At 72.0% G+C, this 22,326-nt stretch carries 24 protein-coding genes; 12 read left to right on the forward strand and 12 right to left on the reverse strand.

Annotation, left to right across the window (positions count from 1 at the left end; genetic code table 11):
• Positions 1-209 precede the first annotated feature (209 nt).
• The 3 genes from ACWC9R_RS33390 (at position 210) to ACWC9R_RS33400 (ending at position 4,735) form a co-directional block, all read left to right on the forward strand.
• A complete protein-coding gene (locus tag ACWC9R_RS33390; protein ID WP_450737212.1) occupies positions 210-3,494 on the forward strand; it encodes a sacsin N-terminal ATP-binding-like domain-containing protein in 3,285 nt (1,094 codons plus the stop codon).
• A 192-nt stretch (positions 3,495-3,686) separates the two neighbouring features.
• On the forward strand, positions 3,687-4,034 hold the full coding sequence (locus tag ACWC9R_RS33395; protein ID WP_450737213.1) for a PadR family transcriptional regulator: 348 nt from the start codon (positions 3,687-3,689) through the stop codon (positions 4,032-4,034).
• Positions 4,031-4,735: a hypothetical protein gene (locus ACWC9R_RS33400; protein ID WP_450737214.1), complete on the forward strand. Its 705-nt coding sequence runs from the start codon at positions 4,031-4,033 to the stop codon at positions 4,733-4,735. The genes ACWC9R_RS33395 and ACWC9R_RS33400 overlap by 4 nt, the downstream gene beginning before the upstream one ends.
• Before the next feature lie 53 nt (positions 4,736-4,788).
• Here ACWC9R_RS33400 and ACWC9R_RS33405 read toward each other — a convergent pair whose 3' ends face one another.
• From ACWC9R_RS33405 to ACWC9R_RS33415, 3 genes are all read right to left on the reverse strand, one after another.
• Positions 4,789-5,004, reverse strand: a complete 216-nt coding sequence (locus ACWC9R_RS33405) for a DUF397 domain-containing protein (RefSeq protein WP_450737216.1) — start codon at positions 5,002-5,004, stop codon at positions 4,789-4,791.
• Between the two features lie 119 nt (positions 5,005-5,123).
• Complete coding sequence (locus ACWC9R_RS33410; RefSeq protein WP_450737218.1) at positions 5,124-5,339, reverse strand: DUF397 domain-containing protein; 216 nt, start codon at positions 5,337-5,339, stop codon at positions 5,124-5,126.
• Positions 5,323-6,162 (reverse strand): helix-turn-helix domain-containing protein, encoded by an 840-nt coding sequence (locus ACWC9R_RS33415; RefSeq protein WP_450737220.1) that lies wholly within the window; start codon positions 6,160-6,162, stop codon positions 5,323-5,325. The genes ACWC9R_RS33410 and ACWC9R_RS33415 overlap by 17 nt, the downstream gene beginning before the upstream one ends.
• Positions 6,163-6,310: 148 nt before the next feature.
• On the opposite strand from ACWC9R_RS33415, the gene ACWC9R_RS33420 reads away from it, so the two are divergent.
• Both ACWC9R_RS33420 and ACWC9R_RS33425 read left to right on the forward strand, forming a co-directional pair.
• Entirely contained in the window at positions 6,311-6,562 is a 252-nt protein-coding gene (locus ACWC9R_RS33420; protein WP_450737221.1) for a hypothetical protein, read from the forward strand.
• Positions 6,559-6,882 carry a hypothetical protein gene (locus tag ACWC9R_RS33425; protein ID WP_450737223.1) on the forward strand — a complete coding sequence of 108 codons (324 nt, stop codon included), beginning with the start codon at positions 6,559-6,561 and terminating at the stop codon, positions 6,880-6,882. The genes ACWC9R_RS33420 and ACWC9R_RS33425 overlap by 4 nt, the downstream gene beginning before the upstream one ends.
• A 35-nt stretch (positions 6,883-6,917) precedes the next feature.
• On the opposite strand, the gene ACWC9R_RS33430 is transcribed toward ACWC9R_RS33425, so the two are convergent.
• The 3 genes from ACWC9R_RS33430 to ACWC9R_RS33440 all read right to left on the reverse strand — a co-directional run bounded on the left by ACWC9R_RS33430 (position 6,918) and on the right by ACWC9R_RS33440 (position 9,935).
• A complete protein-coding gene (locus ACWC9R_RS33430; protein WP_450737225.1) occupies positions 6,918-7,103 on the reverse strand; it encodes a hypothetical protein in 186 nt (61 codons plus the stop codon).
• An 82-nt stretch (positions 7,104-7,185) separates the two neighbouring features.
• Positions 7,186-9,600, reverse strand: a complete 2,415-nt coding sequence (locus ACWC9R_RS33435) for an HAD-IC family P-type ATPase (RefSeq protein ID WP_450737227.1) — start codon at positions 9,598-9,600, stop codon at positions 7,186-7,188.
• A 77-nt stretch (positions 9,601-9,677) separates the two neighbouring features.
• Positions 9,678-9,935: a DUF2530 domain-containing protein gene (locus tag ACWC9R_RS33440; RefSeq protein WP_450737229.1), complete on the reverse strand. Its 258-nt coding sequence runs from the start codon at positions 9,933-9,935 to the stop codon at positions 9,678-9,680.
• Positions 9,936-10,239: 304 nt separating this feature from the next.
• Between ACWC9R_RS33440 and ACWC9R_RS33445 the strand changes: the two genes are divergently transcribed.
• The gene (locus ACWC9R_RS33445) at positions 10,240-11,712 is read left to right on the forward strand and encodes an NCS2 family permease (RefSeq protein WP_450737230.1); all 1,473 of its coding nucleotides are present in this window, start codon (positions 10,240-10,242) and stop codon (positions 11,710-11,712) included.
• Here ACWC9R_RS33445 and ACWC9R_RS33450 read toward each other — a convergent pair.
• Positions 11,705-11,896, reverse strand: a complete 192-nt coding sequence (locus ACWC9R_RS33450) for a hypothetical protein (protein WP_362609481.1) — start codon at positions 11,894-11,896, stop codon at positions 11,705-11,707. The genes ACWC9R_RS33445 and ACWC9R_RS33450 overlap by 8 nt on opposite strands.
• 130 nt (positions 11,897-12,026) lie before the next feature.
• Between ACWC9R_RS33450 and ACWC9R_RS33455 the strand changes: the two genes are divergently transcribed.
• From ACWC9R_RS33455 to thpR, 3 genes are all read left to right on the forward strand, one after another.
• Complete coding sequence (locus ACWC9R_RS33455; RefSeq protein WP_393365785.1) at positions 12,027-12,491, forward strand: MarR family winged helix-turn-helix transcriptional regulator; 465 nt, start codon at positions 12,027-12,029, stop codon at positions 12,489-12,491.
• Between the two features lie 30 nt (positions 12,492-12,521).
• Positions 12,522-13,946, forward strand: coding sequence for an MFS transporter (locus tag ACWC9R_RS33460; protein ID WP_450737232.1), 1,425 nt, complete (start codon positions 12,522-12,524; stop codon positions 13,944-13,946).
• Positions 13,947-14,022: 76 nt separating this feature from the next.
• Positions 14,023-14,592, forward strand: a complete 570-nt coding sequence (gene thpR, locus ACWC9R_RS33465; protein ID WP_450737234.1) for an RNA 2',3'-cyclic phosphodiesterase — start codon at positions 14,023-14,025, stop codon at positions 14,590-14,592.
• A 212-nt stretch (positions 14,593-14,804) separates the two neighbouring features.
• On the opposite strand, the gene ACWC9R_RS33470 is transcribed toward thpR, so the two are convergent.
• The gene (locus ACWC9R_RS33470) at positions 14,805-15,803 is read right to left on the reverse strand and encodes an aldo/keto reductase (protein WP_450737236.1); all 999 of its coding nucleotides are present in this window, start codon (positions 15,801-15,803) and stop codon (positions 14,805-14,807) included.
• A 73-nt stretch (positions 15,804-15,876) separates the two neighbouring features.
• Positions 15,877-16,587 (reverse strand): GDSL-type esterase/lipase family protein, encoded by a 711-nt coding sequence (locus ACWC9R_RS33475; protein ID WP_450737238.1) that lies wholly within the window; start codon positions 16,585-16,587, stop codon positions 15,877-15,879.
• Between the two features lie 122 nt (positions 16,588-16,709).
• On the opposite strand from ACWC9R_RS33475, the gene ACWC9R_RS33480 reads away from it, so the two are divergent.
• Positions 16,710-17,708, forward strand: coding sequence for a hypothetical protein (locus tag ACWC9R_RS33480; RefSeq protein WP_450737240.1), 999 nt, complete (start codon positions 16,710-16,712; stop codon positions 17,706-17,708).
• 40 nt (positions 17,709-17,748) lie between these two features.
• On the opposite strand, the gene ACWC9R_RS33485 is transcribed toward ACWC9R_RS33480, so the two are convergent.
• Together ACWC9R_RS33485 and ACWC9R_RS33490 are read right to left on the reverse strand one after the other, a co-directional pair.
• Positions 17,749-18,153 carry a PPOX class F420-dependent oxidoreductase gene (locus ACWC9R_RS33485; RefSeq protein ID WP_450737241.1) on the reverse strand — a complete coding sequence of 135 codons (405 nt, stop codon included), beginning with the start codon at positions 18,151-18,153 and terminating at the stop codon, positions 17,749-17,751.
• Positions 18,154-18,190: 37 nt separating this feature from the next.
• Entirely contained in the window at positions 18,191-18,961 is a 771-nt protein-coding gene (locus ACWC9R_RS33490; protein WP_450737243.1) for a TetR/AcrR family transcriptional regulator, read from the reverse strand.
• Between the two features lie 97 nt (positions 18,962-19,058).
• On the opposite strand from ACWC9R_RS33490, the gene ACWC9R_RS33495 reads away from it, so the two are divergent.
• Both ACWC9R_RS33495 and ACWC9R_RS33500 read left to right on the forward strand, forming a co-directional pair.
• Positions 19,059-20,078: an ATP-binding cassette domain-containing protein gene (locus tag ACWC9R_RS33495; protein ID WP_450737245.1), complete on the forward strand. Its 1,020-nt coding sequence runs from the start codon at positions 19,059-19,061 to the stop codon at positions 20,076-20,078.
• Positions 20,075-20,938 carry an ABC transporter permease gene (locus ACWC9R_RS33500; RefSeq protein ID WP_450737246.1) on the forward strand — a complete coding sequence of 288 codons (864 nt, stop codon included), beginning with the start codon at positions 20,075-20,077 and terminating at the stop codon, positions 20,936-20,938. Before ACWC9R_RS33495 ends, ACWC9R_RS33500 begins: the two co-directional genes overlap by 4 nt.
• An 81-nt stretch (positions 20,939-21,019) precedes the next feature.
• Here the strand turns inward: ACWC9R_RS33500 and serC are convergent, their stop codons facing one another.
• On the reverse strand, positions 21,020-22,138 hold the full coding sequence (gene serC / locus ACWC9R_RS33505; RefSeq protein ID WP_450737248.1) for a phosphoserine transaminase: 1,119 nt from the start codon (positions 22,136-22,138) through the stop codon (positions 21,020-21,022).
• Between the last annotated feature and the right edge of the window lie 188 nt (positions 22,139-22,326).

A 22,326-nucleotide genomic window follows, 5' to 3' on the forward strand; every position in this document is an offset into this window, starting at 1 on the left:
GGTGTGTTGTCGGACGTAAAGCGAAGCAGTCCGACAACACACCCCGGAGCCCCCGCCACCGGCACCCACCACCAACCGGGGCCCCACCCCAAACAACCCACCCTCCCGCCGCCAGGCGGGAAAAGAATCCACAGGCGGGGACACGGCGCCGCACCCCACAACGTGGGGCGATACCGTCGGCCCACCGACATACGTGAGGGAGACCGACAGTGACAGCAACGTCGTGGGTGCGAGGCGCAGCCGGAGACCCGTTCGGGACGGCGCGGCTGCGGCGTGGGGTGCTGGATGCCTGGGCCGCCTCGCCGGCCCGGTTCCGGGAGGACGCCAACGCCGAGGAGGACCTCGCGCTCGGCGGCTACCGCGACCGGCTCGCGGTGGAGCTGGCGCAGAACGCGGCGGACGCGGCGGCCCGCGCCGGCGTCCCGGGCCGCCTCCGGCTGACCCTGCACGCGGCCGACGGCGACGCGCCCGCCGTACTTGTCGCGTCCAACACCGGTGCCCCGCTGGACGCCACCGGCGTGGAGTCGCTGTCCACGCTGCGGGCCTCCGCGAAGCGGGAGCCGAGTGTGGCGGCCGGTGCGGTCGGCCGGTTCGGGGTGGGCTTCGCCGCGGTGCTGTCGGTGAGTGACGAGCCGGCGCTGGTGGGCCGTACCGGCGGCGTCCGCTGGTCGCTGGCCGAAGCGCGGGCGATGGCCGGGGAGGTGGCGGCGCACAGCCCCGGCCTGGGTGGTGAGTTGCGCCGCCGGGACGGACATGTCCCGCTGCTGCGGCTGCCGCTGCCCGCTGAGGGCGGGGCGCCCGAGGGGTATGACACCGCCGTCGTGCTGCCGCTGCGGGACGTCGCGGCGCAGGACCTCGCCGAGCGGCTGCTGACCGGGATCGACGCGGCGCTGCTGCTGACGCTGCCGGGGCTGGCCGAGGTCGTGGTCGAGACACCGGAGGGCGTACGGGAGTTGCGGCGCAGCCAGGACGGGCCGTACGTCCTGATCGAGGACAGCGAGCGGGGCGTCACCCGGTGGCGGGTGGCGAGCGACGGCGGCCCGCTGGACCCGGCGCTGCTGGCGGACCGGCCGGTCGAGGAGCGGCTGCGCCCGGCGTGGTCGGTGACCTGGGCGGTGCCCGTCGACGGCGAGGGCGCGCCGGTGCGGCCGGGGACCGCGGCGGTGGTGCACGCCCCGACGCCGACGGACGAGCCGCTGGGGCTGCCCGCGCTGCTGATCGCGTCGTTCCCGCTGGAGCCGACCCGGCGGCATGTCGCGCCGGGCGCGCTGACGGACTTCCTGGTGGGCCGGGTGGCCGCGACGTACGCGGCACTGATGGGTGAGTGGCAGCCGGTATCCGTCGGCACCCTCGACCTGGTGCCGGGCCCGCTGGGCAAGGGCGGGCTGGACGGTGAGCTGCGCCGGCAGGTGCTGGAACTGCTGCCGCGGGTGCGGTTCCTGCCGAGCGCGGCCGCCGGGCGGCCGACCGAGCCCGAGGTGCCCGAGGTGGCGGCGGCGGACGAGTGGGACGCGGGCGACGGCGGGGTGGACCGCCATGTCCTGCGCCCGGTGGACGCCGAGTTGGTGGAGGGCGCGGGCGCGGCGGCCGTGGGCGTGCTGGCCGAGCTGTTCCCCAGCCTGCTGCCGGCCGGGCTCGAACGCCGTCCTGAGCTGCGGGCGTTGGGCGTGGCCCGGGTGCCGCTCGGCGAGATGATCGACCGGCTGGCGGGCGTCGAACGGTCCCCCGGCTGGTGGTGGCGGCTCTACGACGCGCTGACCGGCACCGACCCGGACCGGCTCAGCGGGCTGCCGGTACCGCTGGCGGGCGCGGCCGGCCAGGGGCCCGGCGGGGCGGACGGCGGCGTACGGACCACGATCGGACCGCGCCAGGTGCTGCTGCCGCTGCCCGGCGGCGGCCCCGAGGAGGACGCCGCGGCACGGCACCGTACGCTCGCCCGGCTCGGCCTGAAGGTGGCGCACCCCGACGCGGTGCATCCGCTGCTGGAGAAGCTGGGCGCCACCCCCGCCGCCCCGCGCGCCGTGCTGACCACGCCCCAGGTGCGGGCGGCCGTGGCGAACTCCCTGGAGGCCGACGAGGACGCGTACGACGTCTTCGCCGACGAGCCGGGCGGACCGGGGGCGCCGCTGGGCGCCGAGGAGCTGGCGGAGACGGTGCTCGGCCTGGTCCGGGACGCCAACCTCGCGCCGGGCGACGAGCCCTGGCTCGGGGCGCTCGCGCTGCCCGACGAGGACGGCGAGCTGGCGCCCGCGGGTGAGCTGGTGTTCCCGGGCAGTGCCTTCGAGCGCGTCATCCGGGAGGGCGAGATCGCCGCCTGTGACGCGGAGTGGGCCGAGCGGTGGGGCGAGCAGCCGCTGACGGCGGTGGGCGTGCTGGCGGCCTTCGCGCTGGTGCGGGCCACCGACGTGGTGCTCGACCCGGACGAAATGGAGCCGCGGGAGGGCGACTTCGCCGAGCCCGACGACGTGGGCCTGCTGGACGCGGTGGACGTCTGGTGCGAGGACATCCTCGACGCCCTGCCGGAGACCCCGGTCCCCCCGGTGGTGACCGAGCTGGTCGCCGTCCGCGACCTCGACCTGGTCGACGACGACGCCTGGCCGCAGGTGCTGGCGATGCTGTCCCAGCCGCCGCTGCGCGACGCGCTGACCGCGCCCGTACGCGTCCTGCTCCCGGACGGCACCACCGAATCCGTCCGCCCGTACACCGCCTGGTGGCTGCGCGGGCACCCGGTGCTGGACGGGCGCCGGCCCGCCGGTCTGCGGTCGGCCGGCGGCGACCCGCTGCTGGCGGGGCTGTACGAGTCCGCCGACGCGGGCGACGTCGACGCCCAGGTGCTGCGGGCCCTCGGTGTCCGCACCTCCGTCGCCGCCCTCCTCGACGAGCCGGGCGGCGCCGCGGAACTGCTGGCCCGGCTCGCCGACCCGGACCTGACCGTCGGTGCAGCCCAACTGCACGCGGTCTACGGCCTGCTGGCGGATCTGGACCCCGACCAGGTGACCCTGCCGGACGAGCTGCGGACCGTGCGCGACCAGGAGGTACGGGTGGTCGACGCGGCCGACGCCGTGGTCGCCGACGCCCCGGACCTGGTCCCACTGGCCGCCGGCCACGCCCTCCTCCCGGTACGCCCGGCCCGCGCCGCCGCACTCGCCGAGCTGCTCCAGGTGCGCCGCCTGAGCGAGGCGGTCAGCGCCGAGGTCCGCTCCGAGGGCGTCCGCCACGAGGTCCCCGAGGCCGTCCGCGCCCTGCTCGGCCCCGAAACTCCCGACACCTACCTGGAGCACGAGGAACTCCTCGTCGGCGACGGCCCCGACGACACCGCCGAACTGGACTGGCGTCACACCCCCGACGGCACCCTCCACGCCGCCACCCTGGAGGGCGTCGCAGCGGGCCTGGCCTGGGCGACCCGCCAGTGGCCCCGCCGCTTCGAGGTCGCGGCGCTGTTGGAGGACCCGGACCGGGGGGAGGAGCTGGCGCGGGCGCGCTGGTTCGACTGAGGGAGGATCGCCGGGCGGCCCCGTCGTTACGGGGCCGCCCGCCGGCGGCTCAGGGGCCGAGGCGCGAAGGCGTGGGCGAGGGCCGCTCCCATGCCCTGGACGGGCGGCCGTTCGCCTCGCTACCTTGCAATGCACTATCTTGCACTGCACTACCTTGCGGTGCATGACTCATGCTGTGTAAGGTACTGACTCATGGAAGAGGCGTCTACCCCCCGCGCTCAGTGGCTGCGAGGGGTGTTGGACATGTGCCTGCTCGCGCTGATGGCGGAGTCCCCGGTCTACGGCTACGAGCTGACCGTCCGGCTGGCCAAGGCCGGGCTGGAGGTCGCGGACGGGTCGATCTACCCGGCGCTGGCGCGCCTGCGCAAGCGTGAGCTGGTCGAGGTGGAGCGCCGCAGCGGGGACGGCGGACCCACCCGTACCTACTACCGCCCCAGCGAAGCGGGCATGCAGACGCTTCGGTCGTGGAGCCGCGACTGGAACGAAATCGCCGCGAGCATCGGCAGCATCATCAACCAGAGCGCAAGGAACGAACCATGACGCTGACCATCGAGAACGCGATCCAGCAGGCTGAACAGACCTGGCGCCGCCTCGGAGTCGACAAGGCCGCGGCCGCCGAGATGGCGGAGGAGCTGCTGGCGGACCTGGTCGCCGCCGCCGACGACGGACGGTCGGTCACCGACTACATCGGCGGTGACATCGAGGCCCTGGCGACCTCCTGGGCGGTGGAACGCGGTCTGCTGCCCGTACAGCAACGGTGCCTGAAGGAGACCGCCATCGCGGCGGCCTCGGGCGCCGCCCTGCCCGCCCTGTTCGCCGTGCTCCTGTGCTGGGTGTCCTGGTCCCACCTCCTGGACCCCTGTTCCGGCTGGGGGACAGGGCCCGACGGAGAGGTGCTCGGCTGCCGCTCCACCGTCGACGCCTGGTGGATGTGGGCGGGCTGGGTACTGTGCGCTGCCGCCGCCTACGGGCTGGTCCTCCGCAGCGTGTCATGCGCACTTGACAACCACTTGGCGGCCGGACGTGATGCCACCCGGCGGCAGCTCGTCAAGACACTGCCGCTCATCGTGCTGGCAGCCGCACTGGCCGGTGGCGGCATAGGACTTCTCGGCGCGGTCGTCTTCGGGTATTTCGCCATCCTCGCTTTCCCCGTGGCACTCGCCGCCATGCCCGCCGTGACCGCGGCCGGCGCCGCCTGGGTCCGGCACCGCAGCTGCCCGCCGGTGGACACAACCAGCTGACCCCAGACCGTGGACGCCGCGGGCCGGCCTCTCGTTGTGCACCGCGCCGCGCCTCAGTTACCGAACGCGCCGTCCTTGACCGCGTGGACGAACGAGGCCCATCCCGCCTCGGGGAAGACGCATGCGGGCCCGTGCGGGTTCTTGGAGTCGCGGACCGGCACGGCGCCGGGGAAGCCGTCGGCCACCTCGATGCACTCGGCTCCTTCGCCGTTGCTGTAGCTGGACTTGCGCCAGTGGGTCAGCGTGGACGTGTCGGGCGTCATCTTCATCCTCGTACTCTCGCAGCTAGCGGCTGATCAGATCGAGGTTCTGGCTCCGGCAGCGCCTTGGAACGGCCCCCGTCGGGTGGGTGTGACAGGGGCCGGTCGTGCGCGGTGGGGGGCGTTGCTCAGTTGCCGAACCGGTCGCTCTTGACAGCGTCGACGAACGAGGCCCAACCCGCTTCGGGGAAGACGCACGCGGGTCCGTGCGGGTTCTTGGAGTCGCGGACCGGCACGGCACCGGGGAAGCCGTCGGCCACCTCGATGCATGCGGCCCCCTCGCCGTTGCTGTAGCTGGACTTACGCCAGCCGGACAGGCCAGATGCGTCAGGAATCTTCTTCATCTTCATACTCTCTCAGGTAGCCGCGGATTAGATCGAGAGATTCGCTCTCCGGCAATGCCATTGAGCGAGCAATGTCGAAGCGTTGGGTGAGCTGGAGGACGCGTCGCGGCGACTCTACCGACTCACCTGAAGCGAAGCTCTCGGCATATCCGGTCGTCGTGCCGTTCTTGAGAGTGAGCAGGGTCAAACTCCCCGCCAGCAGTGGATGTTCCCCCTGGGCAAAGGGCAGAACCTGAATCGACGTGTGCGGCGAATGAGCCATCGTGAGCAGGTGGTGAATCTGCCCAACCATGCACTTTGCGCCCCCAACTGGGCGCTTTAGCGCAGCTTCGTCCATGATTGCCCAATAGAGTGGTGGTTCCTTCTTGTTGAATACGCGCTTACGGCGCATTCGTGTTGCGGTCAGTTCGCTTACGCGCACCTCGTGCTCGCCGGGAAGCGATTTCCGAATCAGGGCCTGGGCGTAATCGTCGGTTTGCAGGAGTCCCGGAATCAGGCTGCTCTCGAATACCTGAATGCGAGTGGCCTTGGCTTCTCCGTGAACTACCGCGCGCCCGTAATCCGGAATCGAGGCGTCCTGAGCCATGGACAGCAACTCGACGAAGAGTCCATCCGTGGCGAAGAACGTATCCAGGCCCTCGGCGAGTGCTTCCGAAGGCAGCTGCTCACCCCGCTCCACCCTGCTGAGGTACGTGTGCGGGTAGCCGACCTTGTCGGCGAGGGCTCGTTGTGACAGGTTCGCGGCTTCCCGCATGCGACGTAGGCGCCGCCCCAGCACCGAGCGCGGGGTGGCCCTGTCGTCGTCCTCGTTGTTCAGCTCCATTGCTCGAACACACCTTCAACTCGCTGTCCACTGAAGGACTTTGGTGACACGCACAGCGTGCACTCAGCGTATTCCGTCGGCAATGCTGGGTGAGGACGAAAGGCCCCCGCGACCGCGGCAACGGTCCGGGGGTGCGGTCATCAGCCGTATGGAGGTCGACGACATGAATCACGCTATCGCGAAGCTTTTCGGGCCGTTGCTGTGCCTGTTCTTCCCGCCCTCGGGCCGTCGCAGGGCAGCCGCTCGTGCCGACGTGGCGAGGGAGCGTCCGGAAGCCGTTCCTGTGGTGCGGCGCCCGCGCGCCGCACGGGCAACCGTGGTGCGCGGCGAGGCCACCCGCATCGTGCGTCCGTACCTCGTTGCCTACGAGCGGACCCACGGGCTGGAGGCCGCCGCATGACCGAACACCGTGGCCCGCGCCTCCTGCCGTGGTCCAGCGCCGACGGCAACCCCTGCTATCTGCTGGGGGACGGGACGGGCCATGTCTCCCGGGTTGCTGACGATATCGAGTGTCTGCAGCTCGACATGGCTGACGACCTCATCGGGCACGCGGACGACCTGCTCGCCTGTCAGGGGGCGAGCGCCCGGGAGCTGCGTTTTCTGGCCCGTGGGCTGACCGACTCGCTGCGGGACGTGCGGCGCATCGCGGAGAGCCGGGGCGCGAGGCTGCCCGCTGACGTCCGTTCCCCGGACGGCGACGGCGACGGGCGCGGGGTATAGCGACGGTCGGGCGGCGTCCCGGGCCGTCCCGCCCCTCAGTCCGAGCTGAACTTCCTCACCAGCGACCAGATGACCGCGACCACGCCGACGGTCAGGAGCAGCCACTCCCACCAGTCCATGACGCCGTTGCCGCCGTAGGAGCTGCCGCCGGAGTGGTAGTGGTGGGAGTGATGGGTGCGGGCCAGTACCTCGTAGGTGAGGTTGGCCGTGTGGGAGGTCATGAGGCGGAGAGTAGGCGGCGGGGCGGGGGGTGGCCATGGTGCGGCGGGTTCTGTGACCGGGCCGATACGGGGTGGTTGCGGGTCAGGCCGGGAAGCGGCGGGACACCAGGCGCCAGACGAGTTCCAGCAGCACGGCGGCCACCACGGCGATGGCCACCGCCGCCCAGGGCATCGTCGTGCCGACCAGCCGGAGGGCGAAGAAGGTCTGGAGTGCGGGCGTGGCCAGGACGATGAGGAAGGCCAGGCCCATGGCCAGGACCAGGGCGATCCGCCACCAGGTGTAGGGGCGGGCGATGATCGCCAGGACCCAGATCGCGGTGAGGAAGAGGGTCAGCGTCGCCGCGCTGGTCTCGGCGGGCAGGGCGTCCGGGCCGGTGTAGTAGCCGCGGGCGAGAAGGTACGTGGCGAAGGCGGCGGTGCCCGCGATGAGGCCGGACGGGATGGCGTAGCGCATCACCCGGCGGACGAAGTGCGGGCGGGCACGCTCCTTGTTGGGGGCCAGGGCCAGGAAGAACGCGGGGACGCCGATGGTCAGGGTGGACAGCAGGGTCAGATGCCGCGGCAGGTACGGGTACGGGATCTGCCAGCAGGCGACCAGGATGGCCAGGAGGACGGAGTAGACCGTCTTGGTGAGGAAGAGGGTGGCGACGCGGGTGATGTTGCCGATGACCCGGCGGCCCTCGGCGACGACGGACGGCAGCGTGGCGAAGCTGTTGTTGAGCAGGACGATCTGGGCGACGGCGCGGGTCGCCTCGGAGCCGGAGCCCATCGCGACGCCGATGTCGGCGTCCTTGAGGGCCAGCACGTCGTTGACGCCGTCGCCGGTCATCGCGACGTTGTGGCCGCGGGACTGGAGCGCGGCGACCATGTCCCGCTTCTGCTGCGGGGTGACCCGGCCGAACACCGCGCCCGCCTCGATCTCGCCCGCCATCGCGTCCCGGTCGCCGGGCAGGGCGCGCGCGTCCACCGGGGCGTCCGCGCCGGGCAGTCCCAACGCGCCGGCCACCGCGCCCACCGACACCGCGTTGTCGCCGGAGAGCACCTTGGCCCGCACGCCCTGCTCCTCGAAGTAGCGCAGGGTGTCGGGGGCGTCCGGGCGCAGCCGCTGTTCCAGGACGACCAGCGCGGTGGGCCGGACGCCCCGGGTGACCTCGGGGTCGTCGAGGGCGCGTACGGCACGGGCCAGCAGCAGGACGCGGAGTCCCCGGGCGTTGAGGGTGTCGGTCTCGGCGAGCCGGTGGTCGCCGGGCGGCAGCAGGACGTCCGGGGCGCCGAGCAGCCAGGTGCTGCTCTCGCCGTCCGGGCCGTTGAAGGACGCACCGCTGTATTTGCGGGCGGAGGAGAACGGCAGTGACTGGACGCAGCGCCAGCCCCCGTCCGCCGGATACGCCGCGACGACCGCCTGGAGGGAGGCGTTGGGCCGCGGGTCGGACTCGCCGAGCGCGCCCAGCACCTGCCGGACGTACGCCTCGTCGCCGTCGAGCGTCCGCAGCCCGTGCACGTCCATGCCGCCCTCGGTGAGAGTGCCGGTCTTGTCCAGGCAGACCACATCGACCCGGGCCAGCCCCTCGATCGCGGGCAGCTCCTGGACCAGGCACTTCTTGCGGCCGAGCCGGATGACGCCGATGGCGAAGGCGACGGAGGTGAGCAGCACCAGGCCCTCCGGGATCATCGGCACGATCCCGGCGACCATCCGGCGGATCGCCGCGTCGCCCGGCATCCCGAGGGTGAGCAGATGACTGAGGATCAGGCCGATCGCGGTCGGGATCATCATCCAGGTCACGTACTTGAGGATCTGGCTGATGCCGGTCCGCAGCTCGGAGTGGACCAGGGTGAACCGGCTGGCCTCCTCGGCGAGCTGGGCCGCGTACGCCTGCCGGCCGACCTTGGTCGCGGTGAAGGCGCCGCCGCCCGCGACCACGAAGCTGCCGGACATCACCTGCTCCCCGGGTTTCTTGAGCACCGGGTCGGCCTCGCCGGTCAGCAGCGACTCGTCGATCTCCAGGCTGTCGCTCTCCCGCACCTCGCCGTCGACGACGACCTTGTCGCCGGGCCCGAGTTCGATGACGTCGTCGAGCACCACCGCGGAGGTGGGGATCTCCTCGGTGACCCCGTCGCGCCGGACGGCCGGTCTGGCCTCGCCGATGACCGCCAGGTTGTCCAGGGTCTTCTTGGCGCGCAGCTCCTGGACGATGCCGATGCCGGTGTTGGCGACGATCACGAACCCGAACAGGCCGTCCTGGATCGGCCCCACGATCAGGATGATCACGAAGAGCATGCCGATGATGGCGTTGAAGCGGGTGAAGACATTGGCCCGGACGATCTCGGCGGCCGAGCGGGAGGACCGTACGGGGACGTCGTTGACCTCTCCCCGGGCGACCCGCTCGGCGACCTCGGCGGCGGTCAGTCCGGGGGTGACCGGTTCCCGCGCGGTCCGTCGGGCGGGCTCGCTGCCCGGCCCGGAGTGCTCGGCGTCGGTCCTCGCCCGCTCCGTCATGCCCTCGACGTTACGGGCGGAATGCGCACTTCACCCGCCGACGGGCGGGCGCCGGGGGCGGCCCCCAGCGGTGCGGCTCAGGAGCGGTCGGCCGCCGCGGCGCGCTTGAGGGCGGCGTCCCGTCCGCGGACGTACCAGATGCCCACCAGTCCCAGACCGGCGCCGGCCAGGCAGGTCCACACCCACCAGGCGTGGCCGTTGTCGGCGAACCAGCCGTAGAACGGGAGCTGGCCGAGGAAGAGCACGAACCAGATGATGGTGCCGCCGGTGATCGTGCCGACGACGGGGCCCTCGAGAGGCGCCGGGGCCTCACGCAGTTCGGACTTCTTCCACATGGTGCTCAGCTTACGGGGGGCCGGTGACGGCTCCACGGGCGGCGGTGGGCAGCGGGCCGGCGGGGGCCGGTGGTGGGGAAACGGCGGTGGGGGAGGGGCGGGGCGTCGTCCGGGTCCCCTGTGCCGCCACGGGTCTACGCGCGGAGATAGCGATCACCGAATTGTTTATTCATACTGAACCTTTCTGGATGCGGCTGGTTTCGATCGTTCGTTCCTCCAACCTGATCCAGTTGATTCCTTTCCTGTTCTGTTCCGGGCCCTCGGGCCCCCGCGCCTGCCCAGGCCCGTCCGACTGAGGTCCCGCATGCCCTCCTCGGCCATCCCGCCGGTCGATGCCCTGATGAAACAGGGCCCGAAGCCTCCCAAGAACGGCTTCGACCGCTTCTTCAAGATCTCCGAGCGGGGGTCGACGGTCGGCCGCGAACTGCGCGGCGGTCTGGCGACGTTCTTCGCGATGGCCTACATCATCGTGCTGAACCCGATCATTCTCGGCGCCGGAGTCGACAAGTACGGCCAGCACCTCGACAACGCCCAGCTGGTCACCGCCACCGCGCTGATGGCCGGACTGACCACCGTCCTGATGGGCGTCATCGGCAACGTCCCGATCGCCATCGCCGCCGGCCTCGGCATCAACGCCGTGGTGGCGCTGCAGCTCGCCCCCAAGATGAGCTGGCCGGACGCGATGGGCATGGTCGTGCTCGCGGGTCTGGTGCTGATGATCCTGGTCGCCTCGGGTCTGCGGCAGCGGGTGATGGACGCGATCCCCAACGGGCTGCGGCGGGCCATCGCCATCGGCATCGGCATGTTCATCTCGCTGATCGGCCTGGTCGACGCGGGCTTCGTGACCCGTAACCCGGACGCCGCGCACACCACCGTCCCGATGGGTCTGGGGCAGGGCGGACAGCTCAAGGGCTGGCCGGTGCTGGTCTTCGTCATCGGGCTGGCGCTGATGTTCGTCCTGATCGTGCGCAAGGTCAGGGGCGCGATCCTGATCGGCATGGTCTCGATGGCCGTCCTCGCGATCGTCATCAACGCCCTCGCCGAGATCCCGGACGCGGCCTGGGGCCTGGCCGTCCCCAACGTCCCGGAAAAGATCATCGACACCCCGGACTTCGGCCTGATCGGTCAGATCAGCCTCTTCGGCGGCTTCCGGGAAGTCGGGCTGCTGACCGGCTGTCTGTTCGTCTTCACCGTGCTGCTCTCCGGCTTCTTCGACGCGATGGGCACCATCATCGGCGTCGGTGAGGAGGCCGGGCTGCTGGACAACGAGACCGGCCAGCTGCCGAACATGGGCCGCATCCTGATGGTCGACGGCATCGCGGTCGCGGGCGGCGGCTTCGGCTCCGCCTCCGCCAACACCTGCTTCGTGGAGTCCACGGCCGGTGTCGGTGAGGGGGCCCGGACCGGGCTCGCCAACCTGATGACCGGCGGTCTCTTCCTGCTCGCGCTGGTCTTCACGCCGCTGGCGACGGTCGTCCCCGCGCAGGCCGCGACGCCCGCGCTGGTGGTCGTCGGCTTCCTGATCATGGCCTCGAACGTGCAGGCCATCGACTGGGGCGACTTCACCGTCGGCATCCCGGCGTTCCTGACGATCGTCTCGATGCCGTTCACCTACAGCATCACCAACGGCATCGGCATCGGCGTGCTGGCCTTCATCCTGCTGCGCGCGGCGACCGGCCGGGTCAAGGAGACCCCCTGGCTGCTGAACGCGGTCGGCTTCTGCTTCCTGGTCTACTTCCTGCTCGACCCGATCGAGCAGGCGCTGGGGGTCAAGTAGCCGGCCAGCGGACTCCCAGCTTCTCCGTCTCGTCGACGGAGGACTGGAACCGCTCGTCGAAGTCCTCACGAATGAGCGTCCGGACCACATAGTCCTGGACGCTCATTCCGCGTTTTGCGGCGTGCTGCCGGATGCGCTCCAGCAGTTCCCCGTCCACCCGCAGGCTGAGTACGTGCGATCCCATCCGGACACGGTCCCGTCCGTACGCGGTCAGGCGCGTCACTTTCGGCTGCGTCCTCACTCATATGGGTGACGCGGAACGGAAGGCGACCCCTGGCTTTCCTTAGAGAGGGTAATGAGTTATGCTAAAGACCATGCCGGAACTGTCCCCCCTCCAGCCCGACGGGCCGGAGGTGCCTCCTGACGACGCGGCCGCGGTGAACGCGCTGCGGTCCGCCGTGATGCGTCTGTCGCGCCGCCTCAAGCACCAGCGGGTCGACGAGTCGCTGAGCCCCACCGAGATGTCGGTGCTCGGCACCCTCTTCCGCTGCGGCAGTGCCACCCCCGGCGAGCTGGCCCGCAAGGAGCATGTGCAGCCGCCGTCGATGACGCGCATCGTGGCCATGCTGGAGGCCAAGGGACTGGTCCGGCTCGAAGCCCACCCCGACGACCGCCGTCAGAAGGTCGTCACGCAGACCGAGCAGGCCGAGGCGATGCTGGAGGAGAGCCGCCGCAAGCGCAACGCCTGGCTCGCCGAGCTGGCCTCCGGTCTGGACGCGGACGAGTGGGCGAAGGTGCGGGCCGCCGCGCCCGTGCTGGAGAAGCTCGCACAGTTGTAGAACCCCCGAGGCCGAGGAGGCGAACCCACTTTGAGTACGGGACCCGGAGCACACTCCGCCCCCGCACCGAACTCCCACGACGACACGGTTTCCGACGACGCGACCGCGACCACTCCGGGCACCTCCCCGGACGTCGCCGCCGGCCCCGCCGCCACACCGCGCAAGGGCACGTTCAGCTCGCTCCGTATCCGTAACTACCGCCTCTTCGCCACCGGCCAGATGGTGTCCAACACGGGCACCTGGATGCAGCGCATCGCCCAGGACTGGCTGGTGCTCAGCCTCACCGGCTCGTCCACCGCGGTCGGCATCACCACCGCGCTGCAGTTCCTGCCGATGCTGCTCTTCGGCCTCTACGGCGGCGTCATCGCCGACCGCTTCGCCAAGCGCAAGCTGCTGCTCGTCACCCAGTCCGCCATGGGCCTCACCGGCCTCGCCCTCGCCGCGCTGACGCTCAGCGGGCAGGTGCAGGTCTGGCACGTCTACCTGGTCGCCCTCGCCCTCGGCCTGGTCACCGTCCTCGACAACCCCGCCCGGCAGGCCTTCGTCTCCGAGATGGTCGGCCAGGACGAGCTGCGCAACGCCGTCAGCCTCAACTCCGCCAACTTCCAGTCCGCACGGCTCATCGGGCCCGCCGTCGCCGGTGTCCTGATCACCGCCTTCGGCAGCGGCTGGGCCTTCCTGCTCAACGGTCTCTCGTTCCTCGCCCCGATCGCGGGCCTGCTGATGATGCGGACCGCCGAACTCCACAAGGTCGACCGCATCCCGCGCAGCAAGGGCCAGCTGCGGGAGGGCCTGCGGTATGTGTCCGGCCGCCCCGAGCTGATCTGGCCGATCGTCCTGGTCGGCTTCATCGGGACCTTCGGCTTCAACTTCCCGATCTGGCTGACCGCGTTCGTCCACCACGTCTACCACCAGGGCGCGGGGACCTACTCCCTGTTCAACGGGCTGATGGCGGCCGGTTCGCTGATCGGCGCGCTGCTCGCGGCCCGGCGGGCCAGCTCCCGGCTGCGGCTGCTGGTGGGCGCGGCGATGCTCTTCGGCGTCCTGGAGATCGCGGCCGCGCTCGCCCCGTCGTTCTGGGTCTTCGCGGGGCTGCTGGTCCTGATCGGCACGGTCGGTCTGACGATCAACGTCACGGCCAATTCGAGCGTCCAGATGGCCACCGATCCGCTGATGCGCGGCCGGGTGATGAGCCTGTTCATGATGGTCTTCGTGGGCGGCACCCCGCTCGGCGCACCCCTGGTCGGCTGGGTCACCGACACCCTCGGCCCGCGGATCGGCTTCCTGACGGGCGGGGTGGTCTCCCTGGCGTCCGCCGCCGTCATCGGGCTGGTCCTCGCACGGCTGGGCGGCCTGCGCCTCAGGATCGACCTGCGCCGCGGCCGTCAGCACCTCGCCTTCGTGCCCCGGGACCCCGCCGCGTCCACGGAGCGCGAGCTGGCACCGGCGGCGTAGTGCACCCCGGCCCGGCTCCCGTGGGGCCGGGCCGGTGCACGAGGTGGCCGGCGGTGTGCTGCGCCACACTGACCGCATGAGACTCTTCGCCGCCGTCCTGCCCCCCGCTCGCGCGATCGAGGAACTGGCCGCCGAGGTGGCGCGGTTGAAGCAGCTCCCGGCCGCCGACCGGCTGCGCTGGACCGGCCGCAACGGCTGGCACTTCACCCTCGCCTTCTACGGCGAGGTGCCCGAGGAGACCGTCCCCGAGCTGTCCGAGCGGCTGGGGCGCGCCGCCCGCCGCCGCGACCCCTACCAGCTGCGGATCGCCGGCGGCGGCCGCTTCTCGGACCGGGTGGTGTGGGCCGGGGCCGACGGCGACCGCCCCGCCATGCGCACGCTGGCCGACGCGGCCACCGCGGCGGGCCGCCGGGCCGGCCTCGCCATGGACGAGGAGCACCGCCCGTACACCCCGCACCTCACCCTCGCCCGGAACCGCGTCCCCGGCCTGGACCTGCGCCCGTACGCGACCGCCCTCAAGGACTTCGCCGGCACCGCCTGGACGGTCGGCGCCCTCGCCCTGGAGCGCAGCCATCCGCCCGCCCCCGGCGAGGCGGGCGCCCGGCCCCGGTACGAGACGCTGGACTCCTGGCCGCTGGGCCGCTGAAGCCCGCGGGGCCGCCCACCACCCGGCCCGCTGAAACGTTCGGGTCCTCCCCGGTTACGCTCAGAGGGTGGACCCCAAAACCCGTAACCGGATCATGTCCGGTCTGCTCGCCGTGCTGCTCGTCGTCGTGATCGTGGCGGCGGCGCTGCGCTGACGGCTGCCGCGGCCCCGACGGCCCCCGGCGGTCGGGCCGGCCGCCGGGCGCCGGGCGCTCACCAGGCGAAGGCCTCCGGGCTCGGCCCGGGGCCGGGGAAGATCTCGTCGAGTGCGGCGAGCAGCTCGTCCGGGAGGGTCAGTTCGACGGCCCGCAGCGCGGAGGCGAGCTGGTCCGCGGTGCGCGGGCCCACGATCGGGCCGGTGACCCCGGGCCGGGTGAGCAGCCACGCCAGCGCCACCTCACCGGGCTCCAGACCGTGCTTGTCGAGCAGGTCCTCGTACGACTGGATCTGGGCACGGATCGCGGAGTTGGCGAGCGAGTCGGCGGAGCGTCCGGCGCCCGAGCGGGCCGCGCCGCCCTCGCGCTCCTTGCGCAGGGCGCCGCCCAGCAGCCCGCCGTGCAGCGGGGACCACGGGATGACGCCCAGGCCGTAGCCCTCGGCGGCCGGGATGACCTCCATCTCGGCGCGCCGCTCGGCGAGGTTGTAGAGACACTGCTCGCTGACCAGGCCGTACGAGCCGCGGCGGGCGGCGGTCTCGTTGGCGCGGGCGAGGTGCCAGCCGGCGTGGTTGGACGAGCCGACGTAGAGGATCTTGCCCTGCTGGACGAGGACGTCCATGGCCTGCCAGATCTCTTCCCAGGGCGTGTCCCGGTCGACGTGGTGGAACTGGTAGAGGTCGATGTACTCGGTGCCCAGCCGCTTCAGGCTGGCGTCCACCGCCCGCCGGATGTTGAGCGCGGAGAGCTTGTCGTGGTTGGGCCAGACCGCGCCGCCGTCCGGCGCCATGTTGGCGTAGACCTTGGTGGCCAGCACGGTCTTGTCCCGCCGCCCGCCGCCCTTGGCGAACCACGAGCCGACGATCTCCTCCGTGCGGCCCTTGTCGGCGCCCCAGCCGTAGACGTTGGCGGTGTCGAAGAAGTTGATGCCCGCGGCGTGCGCGGCGTCCATGATGGTGTGGCTGTCGGCCTCGTCGGTCTGAGGTCCGAAGTTCATCGTGCCGAGGACGAGTCGGCTGACCTTGAGTCCGGTGCGTCCGAGCTGCGTGTACTCCATGGGGCCCCAGCCAACGCCTTGAAGTGCGCTCGAAGCAAGGACCGTTCGGGGCGTTCGGCGTCCGCCCCCGCCCTCATCCGGCCGCGACCGCCCCGGCCGGCGCACCCGCGGTGTACGCGCCGCCGACGCCCCACGCCTGGTGCATCGCGTCGGCGAACGCCCCGGCCAGCAGGTGCTCGCCCCACTCCGACGGATGGGTCCCGTCGTAGGTGGCGCGACCGGTCTCCCACCCGGCCGGTTCGGAGGCCAGCAGCAACGGGGAGGCGGGGGTGGAGAGATCGGCGACCGCCTTGGCCAGGAGTTCGTTGAAGCGGGTGCACTGGACGCCGAACGCGGGGTCCGCCGTCGCGCGCACATTGGGGATCACCGGCATCAGCACGGCCCGGACGTGCGGCGCCGCCTGCCGTGCCTGCGCCACGAAGTGCCGTACGTTCTCCGCGGTCTGCTCGGCGTTCGTGTAGAAGCCGAGGTCTATCAGGCCGAGCGAGACCAGCAGGGTGTCGGCCTCGTGCCGGCGGACCGCGTCACCGATTACCGGGGCCATGTGCAGCCAGCCCTCGCCCCAGCCGGCGAGGTGGCGGCGGGCCCCGTCGGGGAAGCCGGGGTCGGCGTAGGCGGCGGAGGAGGCGTCGTCCGTGGCGGGGTCGTGGAGGGTGTGCCGCGGGCCGACGATGCGGTACGGCCCGCCGAAGGTCGCGTTCAGGTGCTGCCACAGGCGATAACGCCAGGTGAAATCGCCGGCGCTGCCGATCGTCATGGAGTCACCGACGAACATGATCCTCATCCGGACATGATGGCCGAGAATCCTTACCGGCCGGTACGTGACGCTGGCCACGCCGGGCCGCCGCCACGGAGCGCCGCGCCACAGCGGCCACGCGCCGCGGCCCGGGATGGCAGTCTGTGCCCATGCGTTCGCTTCTCTGCGCGGCCGGTGCCGCGGGAATCCTGTGGGCGGCGGCCGCCGTTCCCGCCGCCGCCGACGAGCCCGACGGCTTCACCCTCGGCGATCCCCGGATCACCGAGTCCAGCGGGCTGGCCGCCAGCCGTACGCACCCCGGCATCTACTGGACCCACAACGACAGCGACGACGGCCCGTACGTCTACGCCGTCGACGGCAGGACCGGCCGGGTGGCCGCCCGTATCACGCTGCGCGGCATCGGGGCGCCGCGCGACGTCGAGGCGATCTCGGTGGGCCCGGACGGCAACCTCTACGTCGGCGACATCGGCGACAACCTCGGCGGCGGCTGGAACCACGTCTGGATCTACCGCTTCCCGGAACCGAAGCGGCTGCGCGACGCCACCGTCACCGCCACCCAGTTCGATGTGAAGTACGCCGACGGGCCGCGGGACGCCGAGGCGCTGATGGTGCATCCGAAGACGGGCCGGGTCTACATCGCCAGCAAGAAGCAGGGCGGCGGGGGCGCGCTCTACGAGGGGCCGCGGCGGCTGACCTCCTCCGGCACCAACACCTTCCGCAAGGTCGCCCCGGTCGATCTGTGGGTGACCGACGGCGCGTTCTCCCCCGACGGCACCCGTCTGGTGCTGCGCAGCTACTTCGGCGCCCGGATCTACCGCTGGCAGGACGGCCGTCCCAAGGACCTCGGCAGTGTGGGCGTCCCGGTGCAGCAGCAGGGCGAGTCGGTCACCTTCACCGCGGACGGCCGCACCCTGATGTACGGCTCCGAGGGCGCCGACAGCCCGGTCGAGCCGGTCGGCCTCAGCGACGAGCAGCTGCCGGACGCGGCCAAGGACGACCCGGCGAACGGTGACGGCGCCAACGGCGGGAAGGGCAAGGGGAGTTCGGGCGAGGAGCTGGACCCGGGCTTCGTGAAGGGCGCCATGGTCCTCGCCCTGGCCACGGGCCTGGTCGTCGCGATCCGGAGGCTGCTGCGGCGGCGTCAGTGAGGGCGGCCGGCGCGGCCGTCTCGCTCCTGGGCGGCGTGTGTCAGACCTCCTCCTTCAGCCGCAGCTCGTAGTGGAGTGTCCGATGCTTCCCCAGCCGGTGGGCCAGCGGCACCAGCAGCCCGTGGATCAGCGGATACTTCCGGGTCAGTGAGCGCTCGGCGCGCCGGTACTCCCGGGACTGCGGATCGAGCAGCCGCACCCGCGCCGTGACGGGAGGTCCGGTGGGCCGCCCGCGCCAGGTGGAGGGGCAGATCTCCACCTCCGGGACGTTCCGCATCCGCTTGGCCTTCCAGGCGCCGCTGTAGGTACGGATGTAGGCGTGGTCGCCGTCGACGGCGATGTTCACCGGTGTGCCGACACCGGTGCCGTCCCGCTTGTACGAGGTCAGCAGGATCGCCCCTTGCCGTTCGAAGACGGCGAGGCCGGGACTCGGGGGCTTCGTCATGGCTCCCATACAGGCACATACGGCCCGTTCCGTCACCTCATGGTGCGTCCGTTCGGGGGGTGCGGGCGGCGATGAGCGCCGCGAACCCGTCCAGCAGCGCGGTCAGTCCCATCTCGAAGACGGGGGCGTCGTCGCCGGCGAAGGTGTCCTCGTCCAGGGCGGCGAGGGCGGGGTAGCGGCCGCTCAGCATCACCTTGGACAGCACCGGCTCCTGTGACTGCCAGAAGTCCGCGTTGCTGACGCCGGTCCGCTGCTCGGCGAGCGCGGAGTCGAGTTCGGTGCGGGTGACGCCGGCGAGGAAGCCGCCGAAGGACACCAGGACGTGGATCTTCTCGCGGTCGGTGAGACCGGTGCCGGCCAAGGCGCGCACCGAGTACTCCAGGGAGTCCAGGGCGTTGGGGCCGAGCAGCGGGCGCGCCTGGTCGACCTGGAGCAGCCAGGGGTGCCGCTGGTACTGCCGCCGGCTGCTGTGGGCGAGGGCCTCCATCGCGGGGCGCCAGCCGCCGGCCGGGTCGGGGTGGGCGCCGGCGTCGAACTCCGCGACCCGGTCGAGCATCAGGTCGAGGAGTTCGGCCTTGCCCGGGACGTAGCGGTAGAGGGACATCGTGCCGACGCCGAGGTCGGTGGCGACCCGGCGCATGGACAGCGCGCCGAGCCCCTCGGCGTCGGCGACCGCCACCGCCGTGGCGACGATGCGGTCGAGGGTGAGGCCCGGCCGGGGGCCGCGGCTGGGCCGTTCGCCGAGTCCCCAGAGCAGCTCCAGGCTGCGCGAGACGTCGCCGCTGCCGCTGTGTTCTGTCGTCGTCATCGTGCGCCCATCCTATGCGCCGCCGGACAAAAACTGAGTACGGTGTACGCGTAATCGGGTACGGTGTACTCAGTTTTCGACCGGGAGGGGAACAGCGATGAGCGGAAGCGGCGCGGGACACGGGAGAGGAAGCGGGGCGGTGACGGCCGAAGTGGCGGTGCTGGCCGAGGGACTGGAGAAGCGGTACGGCGACAAGCGGGCGCTGGACGGTCTCGACCTCACCGTCCGCCGGGGCACGGTGCACGGCCTGCTCGGGCCGAACGGCGCGGGCAAGACCACCGTCGTCCGCGTCCTGGCCACCCTGCTGCGGCCGGACGGCGGACGGGCCACGGTCGCCGGGCACGACGTGCTGCGGGCACCGCAGCGGGTGCGCGCCCGGATCGGGCTGGCCGGCCAGTACGCCGCCGTGGACGGGATACTGACCGGACGCCAGAACCTGGAGGTGTTCGGCAGGCTCTTCCACCTCGGCGCGCGCCGGGCCGGGGTACGGGCCGGGGAGCTGCTGGCGCAGTTCGGGCTGACCGAGGCGGCCGGGAAGCCGGTCAAGGGCTACAGCGGCGGGATGCGCCGCCGGCTCGACCTCGCCGCGAGCCTGGTCCTCGCCCCCGAGGTGCTCTTCCTGGACGAGCCGACCACCGGCCTCGACCCGCGCGGCCGCAACGAGGTCTGGGAGGCGGTCCGCCGGCTCGCGGCGGCCGGCACCACCGTGCTGCTGACCACCCAGTACCTCGACGAGGCGGACCGGCTGGCCGACCGGATCTCCGTCGTCGAGCACGGCCGGACGATCGCCGACGGTACGCCCGCCGAGCTGAAGCGGCAGGTGGGCGGGGAGCGTCTCCAGGTGGTGCTGAGCGATCCGGCCGATCTCCCGCACACCGTACGGACCGTGGCGCGGGTCGCCGCGGACGGCGTACGGCCCACGGCGGACGAGGCGGAGCGGCGGGTCGGGGCCCCGGTGACGGCCGGTGTGGCGGCGCTGACCGAGGTCGCGCGCTCCCTCCAGGACGCGGGCATCGCCGTCGAGGACATCGGGCTGCGCCGCCCGACGCTCGACGAGGTCTTCCTGCGCCTCACCGGGCGCCCCACGGACGCCGCGGACGAGGAGGCGGCCGCATGAGCGCCGGCACCGTCCTGCACATCCCGCGCGGCGGGCGCCCCGGTCGGTCCGGCCAGGACGACGGCCCCGCGCGCCGCGCCTACTGGGCCGTCGCCGACTGCCTGACCATCGTCCGCCGGGACCTGACCCACCTGGTCATGCAGCCCGTCATCCTCGTCTGGCAGCTGGGCTACCCGATCGTCTCGGTCCTGCTCTTCGTCTATGTCTTCGGCAGCGCGATGGACGTCGGCGGGGGAGCGGACTACGCGACGTTCGCGCTGCCCGGCATGTTCACGATGACAATGTCCTTCGGCTTCATGAACACCGCGGTGGCCGTCGCCGCCGAACGGGAGAAGGGCGTCACCGACCGCTTCCGTTCGCTGCCGATGGCGCAGTCGGCCGTGGTCAGCGGGCGCGGGGTGTCCGATGTGATCAGCGCGAGCGTGGATCTCGTGGTGCTGGCCGTGATCGCCGTGGCCGTCGGCTGGCGCTCCCACGGCGGACCGGCCGCCACCCTCGCCGCCTTCGGGCTGCTGCTGTTGCTGCGCTTCGCCCTCATCTGGGTCGGTGTCTACCTCGGCCTGCTGGTGCCCGGTCAGGAGACGGCCGGCGGCCTCTACGCCGTCGCCTTCCCGTTCGGCATGATCTCCAGCGTCTTCACCCCGCCGTCGATGATGCCGGACTGGCTGGGCACCCTCGCCATGTGGAACCCGGTCTCCTCGACGGCCGGCGCCGTCCGGGAACTCTTCGGCAACCCGGCCACCACGGGCGGCAGTTGGGTCGAGCAGCACCCGCTGCTGATGGCGGTGCTCTGGCCGGCCGTCCTCACCGCGGTCTTCCTGCCGCTGGCGGTACGGCGCTTCCGGCGGCTCAGCCGCTGAGCACCGGCCGGGCCGCGACAGCGCACAGGCCCCGGCGGTCGCCCGCCGGGGCCTGTGGTGCGCGTGCTGCCGGGCAGGCCGTTACAGCTTGCCGATGACGTGGTCGATGCAGGCCGTCAGGGCCGCCACGTCCGCCGGGTCGATCGCCGGGAACATCGCGATCCGCAGCTGGTTGCGGCCGAGCTTGCGGTACGGCTCGGTGTCGACGATGCCGTTGGCGCGCAGGGCCTTGGCCACGGCCGCGGCGTCGATGCCCTCGTCGAAGTCGATGGTGCCGATGACCTGCGAGCGCTTCGCCGGGTCGGTGACGAACGGGGTGGCGTACTTGGCGTCCTCGGCCCAGCCGTAGAGGGTGCGCGCGGAGGTGGCGGTGCGGCGGACCGCCCAGTCCAGGCCGCCCTGGCCGTTGATCCACTCCAGCTGCTCGTTGAGCAGGAAGAGGGTGGACAGCGCGGGGGTGTTGTACGTCTGGTTCTTCAGGGAGTTGTCGATCGCCGTGGGCAGCGAGAAGAACTCCGGGATGTGCCGGCCGGACGCGTGGATCGCGCGGGCGCGCTCCAGGGCGGCGGGGGAGAAGGCCGCCAGCCACAGGCCGCCGTCGGAGGCGAACGACTTCTGCGGGGCGAAGTAGTAGACATCGGTCTCGGCGATGTCCACGGGCAGGCCGCCGGCGCCGGAGGTGGCGTCGACCAGGACCAGCGCGCCCTCGTCGGCGCCCGCGACCCGCTTGAGGGGGGCGGCGACACCGGTCGAGGTCTCGTTGTGGGTGAAGCCGTAGACGTCCACGCCCGCCTCCGCCTGCGGGTCAGGGTGGCTGCCCGGGTCGGCGGAGAGGACGGTGGGCTCCTCCAGCCACGGCGCCAGCTTGGCGGCCTTGGCGAACTTCGAGGAGAACTCACCGAAGCTGAGGTGCTGCGACTTGCGCTCGATCAGACCGTGCGTCGCGATGTCCCAGAACGCGGTCGAGCCGCCGTTGCCGAGCACGACCTCGTAGCCCTCGGGGAGCTGGAAGAGGTCGCGTACGCCGTCGCGTACCTTGCCGACCAGGTTCTTGACCGGGGGCTGGCGGTGGGACGTGCCGAGAAGGGAGCTACCGGTGGCGGCGAGGGCGCCGAGCGCCTCCGTACGCACCTTGGAGGGGCCCGCGCCGAAGCGTCCGTCGGCGGGCTTGATGTCAGCGGGGATCTGGATATCAGCCACGGGGGAAGCCTAATCCGTTGCGCTGCGGGCTTCGGCGGCGCGTCCAGCGGGTGAGATGTCGGCTGCCCATACGGTGGACGGCCGGGCGGGCCACTAGGAGTTGTCTTCAAATGTCACGCCCACATCAGGAGTGATGCGAGGGTGACGGCTGCTTGGTAGGACTCGGCGGTCTTGTCGTAGCGGGTGGC

The sequence above is a fragment of the Streptomyces sp. NPDC001219 genome, from assembly GCF_053597915.1.

Bases quoted from the DNA above. Each gene is read 5' to 3' on its own strand.
- ACWC9R_RS33395 (WP_450737213.1), top strand. From the start codon at position 3,687: ATGGAAGAGGCGTCTACCCCCCGCGCTCAGTGGCTGCGAGGGGTGTTG.
- ACWC9R_RS33400 (WP_450737214.1), top strand. From the start codon at position 4,031: ATGACGCTGACCATCGAGAACGCGATCCAGCAGGCTGAACAGACCTGG.
- ACWC9R_RS33405 (WP_450737216.1), bottom strand. From the start codon at position 5,004: ATGAAGATGACGCCCGACACGTCCACGCTGACCCACTGGCGCAAGTCC.
- ACWC9R_RS33410 (WP_450737218.1), bottom strand. From the start codon at position 5,339: ATGAAGAAGATTCCTGACGCATCTGGCCTGTCCGGCTGGCGTAAGTCC.
- ACWC9R_RS33415 (WP_450737220.1), bottom strand. From the start codon at position 6,162: ATGGAGCTGAACAACGAGGACGACGACAGGGCCACCCCGCGCTCGGTG.
- ACWC9R_RS33420 (WP_450737221.1), top strand. From the start codon at position 6,311: ATGGAGGTCGACGACATGAATCACGCTATCGCGAAGCTTTTCGGGCCG.
- ACWC9R_RS33425 (WP_450737223.1), top strand. From the start codon at position 6,559: ATGACCGAACACCGTGGCCCGCGCCTCCTGCCGTGGTCCAGCGCCGAC.
- ACWC9R_RS33430 (WP_450737225.1), bottom strand. From the start codon at position 7,103: ATGACCTCCCACACGGCCAACCTCACCTACGAGGTACTGGCCCGCACC.
- ACWC9R_RS33435 (WP_450737227.1), bottom strand. From the start codon at position 9,600: ATGACGGAGCGGGCGAGGACCGACGCCGAGCACTCCGGGCCGGGCAGC.
- ACWC9R_RS33440 (WP_450737229.1), bottom strand. From the start codon at position 9,935: ATGTGGAAGAAGTCCGAACTGCGTGAGGCCCCGGCGCCTCTCGAGGGC.
- ACWC9R_RS33445 (WP_450737230.1), top strand. From the start codon at position 10,240: ATGCCCTCCTCGGCCATCCCGCCGGTCGATGCCCTGATGAAACAGGGC.
- ACWC9R_RS33450 (WP_362609481.1), bottom strand. From the start codon at position 11,896: ATGGGATCGCACGTACTCAGCCTGCGGGTGGACGGGGAACTGCTGGAG.
- ACWC9R_RS33455 (WP_393365785.1), top strand. From the start codon at position 12,027: ATGCCGGAACTGTCCCCCCTCCAGCCCGACGGGCCGGAGGTGCCTCCT.
- thpR (WP_450737234.1), top strand. From the start codon at position 14,023: ATGAGACTCTTCGCCGCCGTCCTGCCCCCCGCTCGCGCGATCGAGGAA.
- ACWC9R_RS33470 (WP_450737236.1), bottom strand. From the start codon at position 15,803: ATGGAGTACACGCAGCTCGGACGCACCGGACTCAAGGTCAGCCGACTC.
- ACWC9R_RS33475 (WP_450737238.1), bottom strand. From the start codon at position 16,587: ATGAGGATCATGTTCGTCGGTGACTCCATGACGATCGGCAGCGCCGGC.
- ACWC9R_RS33480 (WP_450737240.1), top strand. From the start codon at position 16,710: ATGCGTTCGCTTCTCTGCGCGGCCGGTGCCGCGGGAATCCTGTGGGCG.
- ACWC9R_RS33485 (WP_450737241.1), bottom strand. From the start codon at position 18,153: ATGACGAAGCCCCCGAGTCCCGGCCTCGCCGTCTTCGAACGGCAAGGG.
- ACWC9R_RS33490 (WP_450737243.1), bottom strand. From the start codon at position 18,961: ATGACGACGACAGAACACAGCGGCAGCGGCGACGTCTCGCGCAGCCTG.
- ACWC9R_RS33495 (WP_450737245.1), top strand. From the start codon at position 19,059: ATGAGCGGAAGCGGCGCGGGACACGGGAGAGGAAGCGGGGCGGTGACG.
- ACWC9R_RS33500 (WP_450737246.1), top strand. From the start codon at position 20,075: ATGAGCGCCGGCACCGTCCTGCACATCCCGCGCGGCGGGCGCCCCGGT.